Annotated in this window: 15 protein-coding genes; 5 read left to right on the forward strand and 10 right to left on the reverse strand. The window is 61.1% G+C overall.

Going from position 1 to position 13,800, the window contains the following annotated elements; all coding sequences use genetic code 11:
* Positions 1-8 precede the first annotated feature (8 nt).
* The gene (locus AC0V6X_RS06950) at positions 9-191 is read left to right on the forward strand and encodes a Flp family type IVb pilin (protein WP_486185532.1); all 183 of its coding nucleotides are present in this window, start codon (positions 9-11) and stop codon (positions 189-191) included.
* Positions 192-319: 128 nt separating this feature from the next.
* On the forward strand, positions 320-484 hold the full coding sequence (locus AC0V6X_RS06955; RefSeq protein WP_407874041.1) for a Flp family type IVb pilin: 165 nt from the start codon (positions 320-322) through the stop codon (positions 482-484).
* A 99-nt stretch (positions 485-583) separates the two neighbouring features.
* Here the strand turns inward: AC0V6X_RS06955 and AC0V6X_RS06960 are convergent, their stop codons facing one another.
* The 5 genes from AC0V6X_RS06960 to AC0V6X_RS06980 all read right to left on the reverse strand — a co-directional run bounded on the left by AC0V6X_RS06960 (position 584) and on the right by AC0V6X_RS06980 (position 6,171).
* On the reverse strand, positions 584-2,053 hold the full coding sequence (locus AC0V6X_RS06960) for a M48 family metalloprotease (RefSeq protein ID WP_486183849.1): 1,470 nt from the start codon (positions 2,051-2,053) through the stop codon (positions 584-586).
* 151 nt (positions 2,054-2,204) lie between these two features.
* The gene (locus AC0V6X_RS06965) at positions 2,205-3,167 is read right to left on the reverse strand and encodes an acetyl-CoA carboxylase carboxyltransferase subunit alpha (RefSeq protein ID WP_486183850.1); all 963 of its coding nucleotides are present in this window, start codon (positions 3,165-3,167) and stop codon (positions 2,205-2,207) included.
* Positions 3,168-3,176: 9 nt separating this feature from the next.
* Positions 3,177-4,064, reverse strand: coding sequence for a tyrosine recombinase (locus AC0V6X_RS06970; protein ID WP_486183851.1), 888 nt, complete (start codon positions 4,062-4,064; stop codon positions 3,177-3,179).
* Positions 4,065-4,072: 8 nt separating this feature from the next.
* Entirely contained in the window at positions 4,073-5,977 is a 1,905-nt protein-coding gene (locus AC0V6X_RS06975; RefSeq protein ID WP_486183852.1) for a hypothetical protein, read from the reverse strand.
* Positions 5,977-6,171, reverse strand: a complete 195-nt coding sequence (locus AC0V6X_RS06980; protein WP_486183853.1) for a hypothetical protein — start codon at positions 6,169-6,171, stop codon at positions 5,977-5,979. The genes AC0V6X_RS06975 and AC0V6X_RS06980 overlap by 1 nt, the downstream gene beginning before the upstream one ends.
* 38 nt (positions 6,172-6,209) lie before the next feature.
* Between AC0V6X_RS06980 and AC0V6X_RS06985 the strand changes: the two genes are divergently transcribed.
* Genes AC0V6X_RS06985 through AC0V6X_RS06995 form a run of 3 tightly spaced genes read left to right on the forward strand, consistent with a single transcriptional unit; the run spans position 6,210 to position 8,649 of the window.
* Positions 6,210-6,776, forward strand: coding sequence for a shikimate kinase (locus AC0V6X_RS06985; protein ID WP_486183854.1), 567 nt, complete (start codon positions 6,210-6,212; stop codon positions 6,774-6,776).
* Complete coding sequence (aroB, locus tag AC0V6X_RS06990) at positions 6,767-7,882, forward strand: 3-dehydroquinate synthase (protein ID WP_486183855.1); 1,116 nt, start codon at positions 6,767-6,769, stop codon at positions 7,880-7,882. Before AC0V6X_RS06985 ends, aroB begins: the two co-directional genes overlap by 10 nt.
* The gene (locus tag AC0V6X_RS06995) at positions 7,879-8,649 is read left to right on the forward strand and encodes a cyclase family protein (protein WP_486183856.1); all 771 of its coding nucleotides are present in this window, start codon (positions 7,879-7,881) and stop codon (positions 8,647-8,649) included. The genes aroB and AC0V6X_RS06995 overlap by 4 nt, the downstream gene beginning before the upstream one ends.
* 3 nt (positions 8,650-8,652) lie before the next feature.
* On the opposite strand, the gene AC0V6X_RS07000 is transcribed toward AC0V6X_RS06995, so the two are convergent.
* The 5 genes from AC0V6X_RS07000 to AC0V6X_RS07020 all read right to left on the reverse strand — a co-directional run bounded on the left by AC0V6X_RS07000 (position 8,653) and on the right by AC0V6X_RS07020 (position 13,758).
* Positions 8,653-8,934, reverse strand: a complete 282-nt coding sequence (locus AC0V6X_RS07000; protein WP_486183857.1) for a hypothetical protein — start codon at positions 8,932-8,934, stop codon at positions 8,653-8,655.
* Between the two features lie 236 nt (positions 8,935-9,170).
* Positions 9,171-11,231 carry an ATP-binding protein gene (locus AC0V6X_RS07005; protein ID WP_486183858.1) on the reverse strand — a complete coding sequence of 687 codons (2,061 nt, stop codon included), beginning with the start codon at positions 11,229-11,231 and terminating at the stop codon, positions 9,171-9,173.
* Positions 11,232-11,242: 11 nt separating this feature from the next.
* Entirely contained in the window at positions 11,243-12,037 is a 795-nt protein-coding gene (locus AC0V6X_RS07010) for a heme-dependent oxidative N-demethylase family protein (protein ID WP_486183859.1), read from the reverse strand.
* Positions 12,038-12,460, reverse strand: a complete 423-nt coding sequence (locus AC0V6X_RS07015; protein ID WP_486183860.1) for a hypothetical protein — start codon at positions 12,458-12,460, stop codon at positions 12,038-12,040.
* Complete coding sequence (locus AC0V6X_RS07020) at positions 12,460-13,758, reverse strand: O-acetylhomoserine aminocarboxypropyltransferase (RefSeq protein WP_486183861.1); 1,299 nt, start codon at positions 13,756-13,758, stop codon at positions 12,460-12,462. The genes AC0V6X_RS07015 and AC0V6X_RS07020 overlap by 1 nt, the downstream gene beginning before the upstream one ends.
* Between the last annotated feature and the right edge of the window lie 42 nt (positions 13,759-13,800).

Raw genomic sequence — 13,800 nt, forward strand, 5'->3', positions numbered from 1 at the left:
AAGCCACCATGAATTTGATCACGTTCCTTAAGCACATTGGAAACGACGATTCGGGTGCCACTGCTGTTGAATACGGTCTGATCGTGAGTTTGATCGTCATTGCCATGATCGGTGCTCTCAACGGCGTAGCCAATGAGACTGTCGAAATGTGGAGTGAAGTCAGAACCGCGTCTGAAGAGGCAATGAACTAGAAAATTAGGAATTCCGAAAGCTTCGCAATTAGGAATTTCTCAACAGCTAGCCATTATCTCGATGAAAGTTCGCTCGAAAAGTTTGACGGCGGACACGGGTACCGAAGACTGAAACCAGGAGACTACAAATGAAATTCTTTAACAAGCTCGCTCGCGACGAACAGGGTGCAACTGCTATTGAGTACGGCCTGATCGCTGCTCTTATCGCTGTTGCTGCTATCACTGCAATGGGTTCGCTGGGCAACACCCTTTCGGACACTTTCTCGGAAGTTCAGACCGAAATGGCTGGCTAAGTCGAAAGACTAACCGAAAAAAGAGGCGGCGGGGTTTTCCCCGCCGTCTTTTTTTGTGCGTGCTGTGTTTTGCGGTGTGCCAGGCCACCCGCTCCCTAATCACCTACCGCGCACGACGAGCTTCACTCGCTGCCCTGCGATCAGCCCTTCATTCGGGCCCAGTCCATTGAGCACACGGAACCGCTCCACCTGCGCAGTATCATAGGCCATCCGCCTCGCAAGCCCGCTCACCGTATCCCCGCGCTGAACCGTCACAACGTCAATGACGCGCGGAATCACCTGTGCCGCTTCGCTCGAACTGATTCGCCGCATCGATTGGAACATCGCTGAAAACGTATTGCTGCGTCCCGCCGGGGTCACAGCCATGAAATGGTAGGCGCGATCATTCGCGAACTCATAGGCGAAGATCACCACATCAACCTGATTGCCGTTGTTGTTGACCCGGGCCGTCCCATAGGCTGCGGGCAAGCCATTGACTGTCGTGCGCTGAATACTCTCCGGCGCGAGGGTGCTGTTCTCACCTCCCGCTGCACGGAATTGCTGACGCACATAGGCATCGAGGTCGCCACTATACGATGCCAGCGTCAGCTGCGCTTGGCCGCCCTGCCCGTTCACACTCACCGCGCGGGTCGAGTTGATCATATAATAGCCCTGCGGCGCGTCGAATGTCAGACGCAGATCCGGATGGATGAAAGCATTGCCCTCAATCACGCCCTGACGCGGATTGTCGCCATAGATCATCCCGTCAATCTGAGAGAGAAATGTATCGCGATTCAGGCGGTTACCCGGCTTGTCACTAGCATAGGCATTGGCCAGACGGACGCGGGCGACAGGCTCTGGATGGGTGCTCGCCCAAACCGGAGGGCGTGCGTTCTCACGGCCTTGGAGCCGCGCGTCCAGCTCGACCTGAGCGGAAAGACGCTCCAGCAAAGTCGCCATGGCGCGCGGGTCGTATCCGCCGCTGCTGATAAAATCGATGCCGAGCCGGTCGGCCTCTTCCTCTTGCTCGCGAGAGTGAGCCAGCGTCAGATATTGCGGTGCCTGCAATGCGCCGCGCGTCAGGACATTGCCGACCTGACTGTCGCCCAGCAGGACGCTCGACAGGATCGCAACGCCAGTGCCCAAAATCGTGTTGCGCTGTGCCCGTGATTGCCTGCGCGCAGAGTGCCGCGCGACGACGTGACCAACTTCATGGCCCATCACCGCGGCGAGCTCAGCCTCGTTATCCATCAGGGAGATCAGCTGGCGGGTTGAATAGATGTAGCCGCCCGGCACCGCGAAAGCGTTGTTGACCGAGCTGTCGAGCAAAGTGACTTCGAAACTGTCGCGCGAATTGCCCGATTGCACGACCATGTCCTTGCCAACCCGCTCTACATAGGCAGCCAGCGGACCTTCAACCTCACCGCCAAATTCGGACACCAATTGCGGGTGATATTGCGCGCCTTGCTGCGCCTCTGTCTGCGTGATCGGAGTTGAGGCGGAGGGGATTGGTCCGCCCGCTCCCAAGCAACCGCTCAGCGCGAGGGCCAGCGGCGCAACGCCCAACATCCCGATTTTCTTGCGTGTCATGGTCATGGCTTCTCTCCCGCTAAAGCTCTGTTTGAGCGATAGTTAACGGGAAATCGCGACCTGCGAAAGCCCCGGAGGGCGCAATCCCGACGCAAACCAAGCGCAAGTCAGCCAGCTTTTACGACAATTTACGAAGGAGCGCTTTGCGCGCCTAACCGCCGATTTGGAGGAAGCGATCTTCGCGCATCTGGCGGATCGCATCGCTGTCCATTGCGCTCAACGTGTCGAGCTCCTCACCAATCGCTTTGCCGAGCAATCGGGCCATGCCCTGAGGATCACGATGCGCGCCGCCGACGGGTTCTTTGACGATCCGGTCGATGACTTTGAGGCGCTTCAAATGCTGCGCGGTGATCTTCATCGCTTGGGCCGCTTCGGAGGCCTTCTCCGCCGTGCGCCACAGGATCGAAGCACAGCCTTCCGGAGAAATGACTGAATAAACAGCATGTTCGAGCATAAGCACACGCTCAGCGCTCGCCAGCGCAACCGCGCCGCCAGAGCCGCCCTCACCCACAATCACGGAGACCATCGGCGTCGGCAATGCCAAACACGCCTCGGTAGAGCGGGCGATGGCTTCGGCCTGTCCGCGCTCTTCGGCTTCGATGCCGGGGAAGGCGCCGGATGTGTCCACAAGCGTCACAACCGGCAGGCCATAACGCCCAGCCAAGTCCATCAAGCGGATGGCTTTGCGATAGCCCTCAGGCTTGCCCATGCCGAAATTGTGTTTGATCCGGCTTTGGGTGTCGTTGCCCTTTTCGTGGCCAATCAGCATCACTCGCCGGCCCGGCTCGCCATCTTTGGTCTTCAGCCGCGCAAAACCGCCCATGATCGCATGGTCATCGCCATACAGCCGGTCTCCGCCCAAAGGCATGAATTCGGTGAAGGTATGCTCAATATAATCACGAAAATGCGGACGCTGCGGATGGCGTGCGACCTGCGTTTTCTGCCACGGAGTGAGCGAGGCATAGGTTGAGGCAAGCAGCTCTGCGCTCTTGGCCTCTAGCCGCTCAATCTCAGACGCGACATCGACCTGGTGATTGGCATCGAGCGAGCGCATTTCCGCAATCCGCTCTTCAAGGCTTGCAACCGGTTTCTCGAATTCGAGGTAAGAAATCATGGGTTGGCGCTAGTCTCTAGAGGCTCGCGCGGCAAGAGGGTGACGCGAATTTACGAGCTCCACAAGGCGGGCTGCATCCACATGGGTGTAGATTTGCGTGGTCGCGATATCCGCATGACCAAGCAGCGTTTGCAGGACGCGCAGATCCGCTCCGCCCTCCAGCAGATGGGTCGCAAAGGCATGGCGCAGGACGTGCGGGCTGATGCCTTTGGGGTCGAGATCGGCGCGCACCGCCAGCTCTTTCAGCATCTGGAACAGCCGCACACGGGTCAGGTGCTTGCCGCCGCGCGAGGGGAAAAGGAATTTGTTGGGCGGGTCGCTGGGGCGGATTTTGAGCCACGCACTCAAAGCCTCGCTCGCCCGGTCGCTGACCGGGACCATGCGGGCCTGCCCGCCCTTGCCCATGACGGTAATCAGCGGCGCATCGCGCGGGACAGCAGTGAGCGGCAGGCTGACAAGCTCTGTCGCGCGCAGACCCGATCCGTAGAGCATCTCTAGCAAAGCCAATTGCCGCACCGAGACGCGCGCGCCGGTCGACGCCTCTAGTTCCGCGCGTTCCAGCAGCGCCTCGACCGCGTCATGGCTGAGAACCTTGGGCAAAGGCCGACGCGTTCGCGGATTGGGCAGCGCGCCGGAGGGATCATCGCTGCGCCACCCTTCATCCACCGCAAAGCCAAAGAATTGCCGCAAGGCAGAGGCTTTGCGCGCCACCGTCGATGGGGCAAGCGCGGTCCATTCGCCCGCCAGTTTCGCGACCTGTGGGCGTGAGGCTTTGGCGAGGTCTCCGACCGCCTCCTCCGCGCCGTCCAGATCACGCCGATACGCCGCCAGAGTGTTCACCGCAGCGCCTCGCTCGGCTGCGAGCATATCGAGGAAAGCCTGGGTCGCTTGGGACATTTGCGGCGTTACCCGCGCGCGACCGCCTCTGCGGCGATCATACGGGCTTCGGCTTCGAGGCCGACGGCGGTAAGCGCGGAGGTGATGTGGTAGAGGTGGAGCGGCGTCATCTGCGACCAGCTCTCCCCTTGCATGCCCAGCCCGGCCAGCATTGCAACCAAAGCAGGATTGCGGACCTCAGCGGCGCGCGAAATCGCCCGCGTCCAGCGAGATTGCCGGGTCAGGTCAACGCCAGCGCGCTCGCCAAAGGCGTTTGCCGAGCCGCTTGGCAAACGACCAAGCCCTGCGAGGCCCGCAGCGAGAAACGCCGATTTGCGCTGCTCGGCGCTGTCATCATTGTCGAGGAACGCGTCAAAGCCCTCTTCGCTCGCTGCGATACTTTCGGGATTGCTGAGCGTCACGAGAGCCCATCCGAGCGAGCCTTCCTCAACCGCAGGCCTCCACGCAGCCGCATCGCGGTCGAGACCGGCGGTCAGCATCGACGCGATCAAATCGCCCGAGGCATCGCCATAATCGCTGATCGGAGGAATGCGCGCAGCGGCATAGGCGGTCAGGATCAGACCGGGAAATTGCGCACTCTCGTCATCAGACGATGTGCTCCAAATCGCGCGCATCGCTGCGATTCGGTTTTCTGGATTGGTTGCCGTGTAGGCCTCGCGCAGCAGCGCCGCCCGCTCGCTAACATCGCCGCCCAAAGCTTCGTCTGAATAGGCTTGGGAATACAGGTCGACCAAGGCGCTTGATGACAGCACGCCATAGCGCGCTGCGCTCTCTGCAAAGGCTGCGCGTTGGCCCAACGGCAGACCCGCTGCACTTGCGCCCGACAGCTTGTACAGCCGCGCGCGCGGTCCTTCCAAAGCAGCGCTCAACAATTCGTCGGGGATGCCCTCTCCCACAGCGTTGGCGATGGCAAAGCGCCATGGGGTGAGCTCTTCAACGCCCTCCCAACTGACCGTCGTCCCGCCACGGCCACGTCCTGCCGCCCCGGCAAAGCGTTGGGCCAGCAGAAGGTCGATCTCAGGCGCGATCTCCTCCGATTGCGCTGCGTTGAGCTGCGATCCTGCAAGCGCACCCTCGCCCGCATAGGCGTTGCAGATCGCTTGCAGCATGGTCCATTGCGCATCCTCGCGCAGATCGGGTTGGAAACGAACCGCCGGACACACGCCAACCAGATCATTGCCTGCGATATAAGACGTTAGCGCCTGCGCGGTCAGGTCAGCGTCCCAATTTCCGGTATCCACGTCCTGCAACAAAGCGCGAGCCACTGCATATTCGCCCATCGAATTGAGCACGCCCGCTCTCAGCGTCGCAAACTCAACCGGGTTCATGCCCTCAGGCGCGGTCAATCGGCTCGCCACAGCGCGGCGCATCAGAATATGGCCCCAGCGTGAGACAAACGGACCTTGCGTGCCATCCAGCACAGCGCGGACGAGGCTTTCCGGCTGATTGGCGAGCGAACCGGTCGGGAAACCCCCTTCCTCAGGGGCAAGCACGCCCACCCGCGACATGGCGCGACGGGCAGCGGGAGGAATGTCAAATTGCGGCTTCAGGCCGAGCAGGTCATCAAGCTCATCAATGGAAAGCTCTTCCAGCTCCTCCAATGTAGGCAACCCTTCTAGATCCGCCTCTGACACGCTCGGAACGCTGGGCAAATTGCCCGACGGCGGAGGCGTGGAGCTGCCAAAAGGCGGCGCATCGGGCGCTCTTGGCGGTGCAACGGCAGGGCCGGTCGGCGCAGTGGTCGGTGGCGGAGCGGGAGCCGGTGTCGGCGCGGGCGCTGGATCGTCAAAACCCGGCGGAAGCAGGCTTTCCGGCGCGTCTTGTGCGCTTGCGAGACCACTCAGAGTAGCCCCGCCAGCAGCGGCCACCAGTCCCAGAGCCATCGCCGATCCAAGCAGAAGGGACTTGCGCATCACGCCTCTCCCCCGCCGATCGCCACAGGCTGAGAGATCGGACGCAGCGGCTCTTCGCCTGCATCAATATAGGCCAGCGCCAACACGCCGATCACGGCCAGCCCGGCATAAAGCGGCCAGCGCCCGGCGCGGTTCTTCGCGTTATTGGCCCCCAATAGCACCGGGGAATGCTGCTTGCGTGAAAGCTTAGACATATTGCGCGCGCTCTACCCCATCTATAGGCCGTCTCGCAATGACTGCTGACACACACCCACACCAAAAGTCCACTGAGCAGATGGCCGAGCGGATCGATCGCCCGATCGTGCTGGTCGGGTTGATGGGTGCGGGCAAGTCCACGGTGGGCCGGCGGCTGGCAGCAATGCTGGATCGCGGCTTTGTCGACGCAGACGATGCGATTGAGGAGGCAGCGCAGCGCAGCATCCCTGAGATTTTCGAAGAATTTGGCGAGGCCTATTTCCGCGATGGGGAACGCCGCGTGATCGCTCGGTTGATCGAAGAGAACCATGGGATCATTGCAACAGGGGGCGGCGCTTTCGTCGATCCGGAAACCCGCGCGCTGATCTTGGACAAGGCCATCGCGGTGTGGATCGACTGCGATATCGACACTTTGGTCGAGCGCACGTCGCGCCGCGACACGCGGCCTCTGCTGCGCAATGGCGACCCGAGGCGAATCCTCACCGACCTGTATGAGCAGCGCGAACCTTTTTACAAACAGGCGCAGATCCGCGTGGGCAGCGATGACAGCCCGCACAATGACACAGCGCGCGCAATTATCGAGGCGATTGACCAATGGCTGTGATTGAAGTGGCGCTGGCCGGGCGCAGCTATGATGTGCGGGTTGGCGAAGGATTGCTGGGCGATGTGGCCGACCAAGCGCGCGCATTTCTTGAGCCCTATAAGGGACGCAAAGTGCCTATGGTCGCCGACGTCAATGCGCGCAAATTCCATGGGGAGACACTGGAGCAATCCTTGGCCAGCGATGGCTATGAGATTGCCTGGTTCGATGTCGCGGTGGGCGAGGGTTCGAAGAGCTGGGAGACCCTCTCCAAACTCACCGAATGGTTGCTCGCACTGGGCATCACCCGCTCCGATCATGTCTTTGCGCTGGGCGGAGGGGTCGTGGGCGACCTCACCGGCTTTGCCTGCTCGATCCTGAAACGCGGCTGCGGCTTTGTGCAATTGCCGACGACCTTGCTTGCCCAAGTGGATAGCTCGGTCGGAGGGAAAACCGCGATCAATGTGCCTGCGGGCAAGAACCTGATCGGTGCGTTCCACCAGCCCTCACTGGTTTTGATCGACACCGCCACGCTCGACACTCTGCCTGACCGCGAAATGCGCGCGGGCTATGCTGAGGTGATCAAATACGGCCTGCTTGGCGATCTGGCGTTCTTTGAGTGGTTGGAGGCGAATGGTGCCAAAGTCCTCGCCCGCGAAAACGAAGCGCTCACCCATGCCATCGCCACCAGCGTTGAAGCCAAGGCGCGGATTGTCGCCGAGGATGAGCGGGAGACTTCGGGCGTGCGCGCTCTGCTCAATCTGGGACACACATTCGGCCATGCGCTGGAGGCGGAGACGGGCTTTTCCGACCGGCTCCTACATGGCGAGGGTGTGGCGCTGGGCATGGTGCTGGCAGCACGCTATTCCGCAAGGCGGGGTGAGCTGACCGGACAGGATGCGGGCCGCGCGGCGGCGGCGATTGCTGCGTCGGGTTTACCGAGCGAGATCAGGGGGCTGGGCCTCACTTGTGACGGCCAGCGGCTGGTCGACCACATGCTCCACGACAAGAAGATGGAGAGCTCCGGCACCCTCCCCTTCCTGCTGCTCAAGGCCCTTGGGCAGGCCTACATGGCGCGCGATGTAGAGCTGGCGGACGTGGCGGCGTTCCTTGACGGTGAGTTGGCATGACCCGCTTCATCGACCTCTCGATCCCGATCACCAATGATGTGATCTCAGATCCAGACGTTATGCGGCCCAAGGTCACTTACATGACCCACGAGGACACGTGGGAGCAGATCGCGATGTTCTTTCCCGGCCTTGAGAAAGACGACCTGCCTGATGGCGAAGGCTGGGCGGTGGAGATGCTGGAGCTGTCCACCCATAACGGCACCCACATGGACGCGCCGTGGCATTTCCACTCGACCACCGATGCAGGCAAGAGCCCTGCGCCGAGCATCGACGAAGCGCCGCTAGACCGGTTCATGCGACCCGGCGTGAAGCTCGACTTCTCGCACTTGCCGCACGGCCATGTGGTGAACGCAGCTGAGGTTAAGGAGGCACTCGCCAAGATCGAATATGAGTTGCAACCGCTCGACATCGTGCTGGTGCAATCGGGCGCGGTTTACGGAACGGAGAACTTCACCGATCAAGGCGTTGGGCTAGGCGCAGAAGCGACCCTCTGGCTGACGCAGCACGGCGTCGAAGTCGTCGGCACCGATGCGTGGAGTTGGGATGCGCCTTTCAGCCACACAGCGAGGCGCTGGGCAGAGAAACGCGACCCTTCGATCATCTGGGAAGGCCACAAGGCCGGCCGCATCCGCCCCTATTACCAGATCGAAAAGCTCACCAATTTGGAGGCGCTACCGCCCTACGGCTTCACGCTCAGCTGCTTTCCGGTAAAGATCGAACGGGCCAGCGCCGGATGGATCCGGGCGGTGGCTCTTATCGAGGAATAAGCCTCAGCTCGCCTCGCGGCTTTGGAACTTGGGCAGTTTGCTGTCCATGCTGATGATCTTGGAATCGCCAGCCTTTTGCGCCTCGGCCAGCATCTCATCATGCTCTGCAAACAGGCGCTCTACATCGGCGCGCTTTTCAAGCAGGTGATGCGCGATACCGGGAGCCAGGCTCTCGCCATCGCCAATCTGACCAAACAAAGCGGCGAGATCGCTCTCGGTCGCCGCAATGGGCGTTTTGAAGAATTGACCTCTGCGGTCAAAGTATCCGGTGCCTTTATTCGCCACGATCAATAACCCTCCCGAGGTTCAAAATTGGGCCTGTGCCGACTCGGACAATCCAAATCGGATGCAACAATGTCCCCTACAAACGCGACTTTCGCCAAGCCATTTTGTGGACAATGCCGCTTTGAGACACATAAACGTCGGATTACTACAATTAAGCGCGAATTATCCAACGCAGCACTGGCGCAAAATTACTGACGCTTTTTAGAATCTTACGCCGCTATTAAGGATAGAAGCCTCTATTCCAGCTCAAGAATCACCGCATCGACCGGCAGACTCTCGCCTTCAGAGGCATTTATCTTTGCGATCGTGCCTTCCTTCTCTGCACGCAAGATGTTCTCCATCTTCATCGCTTCGACGGTGGCCAGCGGCTGTCCGGGCTGAACCTCTTCGCCCTCACCCACATGCAGCTTCACCAGCATGCCGGGCATCGGGCAGATGAGCATCTTGGAGAGATCAGGCGGGGTCTTCTCGATCATCAGGCTTTCGTGTTCCGCCAAACGCAGAGGGATCGCAAGCGCCCGCGTGGTCGCGCCGCGTGTGGTAATCTCCCAATGCGCGCCGTCGCGTTCAACGATCAGGCCGTAGGTCTCACCGTCCTTCGTCGCAGTCGCCTCGACCATGCCGGGCATCCAGTCGCAGTTCCCCTCTACCTTGACGCCATCGACCATCGCGTGGCCCTCGCCCAGGATCACTTCGTGGCGGCTAGCCTGTCCTGAGCCTGTCGAAGGGCCGATCTTGACGAGCCACTCGCTGGTGACCGGCACCGCCCCATCGAGCTGGCCGGAAATTTGCCGCGCGCGGGCTGTCCAAGTGAATTCGTTCCCCGCGCAGATCGCGGCGAGCATGCGCTGGAAGTCCTCAGAGATCGGCGCTCCGGTGAAACCTTCGGGATATTCCTCTGCGATGAAGCCGGTGGTCAGCTCGCCCGAGCGGAAGCGGTCGTGCTGCATGATCGCGCTGAGGAAATCGACGTTGTGGCCGAGACCCTTGATGCGGAAAGCGTCGAGCGCTTCGATCTGCAAATCCGCCGCCTCGTCACGCGTCGGCGCCCAGGTGATCAGCTTTGCGATCATCGGGTCGTAGAACATCGAAACCTCGCCGCCCTCGAACACGCCATCATCGACGCGAACGCCGCCTGTCCCTTGCGCGACGCCGCGGCGGTGCTTGCCTGCCACGTCCCCATCATCGGCCCATCCGGGAACGCTAGGCGAGTATGCGATCAGGCGGCCGGTTGAAGGCAGGAAGCCGCGATAGGGGTCTTCGGCATAGACGCGGTTTTCAATCGACCAGCCGTCGATGCCGATATCGTCCTGCGTCATCTCCAGCTTTTCGCCAGCCGCCACGCGGATCATCTGCTCGACCAAATCGATGCCGGTGATTGCCTCGGTCACGGGATGTTCGACCTGAAGGCGCGTGTTCATTTCGAGGAAGTAGAAGCTCTCCCCCGACTTGTCCGCGCCGCTCACTATCAGTTCAACCGTGCCTGCGGAGTGGTAGTCCACCGCGCGTGCCAAGGCGACGCATTGTTCGCCCATGGCTTTGCGCATTTTGTCGGTCACGAAGGGCGATGGCGCTTCCTCGACCACCTTTTGGTGACGGCGCTGGATCGAGCATTCGCGCTCGTTCAGATAGAGGATGTTGCCGTGCTTATCGCCCAGGATCTGGATTTCGATATGGCGCGGGTCTTCGATGAATTTCTCAATGAAAACGCGGTCATCGCCAAAGGAGTTCAGGCCTTCGCGCTGGGTCGCCTCAAAGCCTTCCTCGACGTCCTTGTCATTCCAGGCGAGGCGCATCCCCTTGCCCCCGCCACCAGCAGAGGCCTTCATCATCACCGGATAGCCGATCTTGTTCGCCCATTCGAGCGCTTCGGCTGTCGTGTCGATCGCATCGGGAGAGCCGGGGACGGTGTTTACGCCCGCATCTTTCGCGAGACGCTTCGATTCAATCTTGTCGCCCATCGCCGCGATGGCGTTCGCCGGTGGGCCGATAAAGGCGATGTTCTCCGCCTCCAGAGCCTCCACAAAGCTCGCACGCTCTGACAGGAAACCGTAGCCGGGATGTACGGCTTCCGCGCCGGTTTCCTTGCAGGCTGCTATGATCTTTTCAGGGATCAGATAGCTTTCAGCCGCAGGCGAAGCGCCGATATGCACCGCCTCATCCGCCATCTTCACAAACGGGGCGTTCTTGTCCGCATCGGAGTAAACCGCGACGCATTGGATGCCCATTTTGTGAGCGGTCTGGATCACGCGGCAAGCAATCTCACCGCGATTGGCAATCAGGATTTTGGAAAACATAGCTGCCCTGTTTAGTCCTCTTCTCGCACAGTCGCATAGCCTATTAGCGCCTCCGCGTAAGCCCCTATGCCGCGCCTTTCACCCTCGCCCCGCACAAGTGTTTGCACAGCGGTGGAAAGGCTTTGGAGATTGGCGGAGGTGAGCGCTGAGAGCGGCTCAACATAGATGCCGATAGTGAACAGGATTGCGCGTGTTTGCGGGAGCCTTCGCAGCGTCTGGCGCTCTGATCGCACGAACAGCGTCTCGCCCGCATTGTCCGGTGTGACATGGGCGAATTGCGCCTGCGGGTCGCCGTTTGCGAGCCAGCGCTTCTCACCCGTGGCGGCAATGAACCAGTTGCAGCGCCCGAAGATGGGGCCGGGTTTGAGCGTCTCCATAAAGCGATCCACTCCGGTCGCGAGCTGCTCCTCATAGCCTGCAATCGGCGCATGGAGCGCGCGTAAGGGCAGCCCGATCTTGTCCGCAGGGTGCCAGTCAGAGGGCCACGCAACCGCTGCTCCGATCAGGCGATATTGGTCGTCATGGGCCGAGCGGGTGAGGAGACACATATCCTCATGCGCAGCGAGAGCAGCTTCGGGCAGAGCGCCCTCCACGCCAAGCATCGCCGCCAATTCCGCACCCGGAGCGTCTGCCTCAGGCGTCAACTGCACACCCTCCGGCCAATCCGCAAACCCCTGCGCCCGCGCCTTCAACTCAGGCTGAGGCTGGAGCCACTCCTCCTCCGACAATTTGGCAAGCCCCATCCTGAGCTGCCCTCCCCCACGCGCCTTGGGAAGGAGGCCGTTGACGGAAAAACCGAGGGTCATTCAGCCTTGTGGCTCGAAGTGCACGAAGCCGAAGTCGTCGATCACGCCGTCCTCAAGATCATAGGGATCGAGGTCTTCGTCCTTTTTCAGATAGAAAATCCCGCTCTGGCCATCCTCCAGATTGTGATTGGGAAAGCCGCAATTGATCACTTCCGGGATGTAGAGGCGGTAGCGGCGCGTTCCTCTGTTAGTGTCCACATCGACGAAGCCGACCAGTGCGCGGTACTCCTCTTCAACGATCTCCTCTTCAAGTCGGAAGGTCCCGATGATCTTTTCGTCGCTCTCTTCAGCGAGATACTCCGACTTGTACCGCTCGTACTCTGCCAAGCCTTCCGGCGTCAGGGTGGTGCATGCATAGGCCGGTGTCGCGCCCGTGATCGCCATGAGCGCGGCGCTCGCCCCGAATAGCGTGCGCTTCAGCATTATTGCTCCAGCGCCTGCGCGAGGTCCGCCTTGATGTCCTCGATATTCTCGATCCCGACAGAGACACGGACCACATCCGGGCCCGCGCCTGCCGCCACCAGTTCCTCGGCCGAAAGCTGACTGTGAGTGGTCGAAGCGGGGTGGATGATCAGAGAGCGTGTGTCGCCGATATTGGCCAAGTGGCTGAACAGTTTGACGTTGGAGACAAGGCTGGTGCCCGCCTCGAAACCGCCTTTGAGGCCGAAGGTAAAGACCGCTCCGCCCTTGCCGCCGAGATATTTCTGCGCGTGGGCGTGATAGGGATCATCAGAAAGACCGGCATAGCTCACCCAAGCCACATCCTCGCGGGCCTTGAGCCACTCAGCGAGCGCCAGAGCGTTCTCACAATGCCGCTCCATCCGCAGATGCAGCGTCTCCATTCCGGTGAGCGCTAGAAACGCGTTCATCGGCGCCATAGCGGGACCAAGATCGCGCATGCCCAGCACGCGGCAGGCGATGATGAAGGCGATGGGACCGACCGGCTCCAGCGCATCGACCAGCACCGCACCGTGATAGGAGCCATTGGGTTTGGTGAGCGAGGGGAACTTGTCCCCTTGCGCCTTCCAGTCGAACTTGCCGCTGTCGACGATCACGCCGCCAATGGCGTTGCCGTGGCCGTTCAGGAACTTGGTGGTCGAGTGGACCACAACGTCCGCACCATGCTCAATCGGGCGGCACAGAGCGGGTGAGGCCATCGTGTTGTCGACGATCAGCGGAACGCCGCCTGCATGGGCGATATCGGCGATGGCGGAAATGTCGCTCACAACGCCGCCGGGATTGGCGAGGCTCTCGATGAAAACGCAACGCGTCTTGTCGTCGATGGCCGCCGCGACATTTGCGGGGTCGTCCGCATCGACCAGCCGCGCTTCCCACCCGAACTTCTGGATCGCCTCGGTCAGTTGATTGAGCGAGCCACCATAGAGCTTCTTCGCCGCAACGATATTGCAGCCCGGCTCCATCAGCGTGTGGAAGCACAGCAGCTGCGCCGCATGGCCAGAGGCACAACCGAGCGCTCCAACACCCCCCTCAAGCGCCGCAACCTTCTTCTCCAGCGCATCATTCGTCGGGTTCATGATCCGCGAATAGATGTTCCCAAACTCGGCCAGAGAGAACAGGTTCGCCGCATGCTCGGGCGAGTCAAAGACGTAGCTCGCCGTCTGATAGATCGGCGTGATGCGAGCGTTTGTCGCAGGGTCCGGCTGCGTGCCAGCGTGGACAGCAAGCGTTTCGGGGCGGGTTTCTGGGGGTAGGTCGGTCATCTATCACACTCCGTTCGCCCTGAGCCTGTCGAAGGGCTGTCC

It is taken from the genome of Erythrobacter sp. S267 (genome assembly GCF_057365045.1).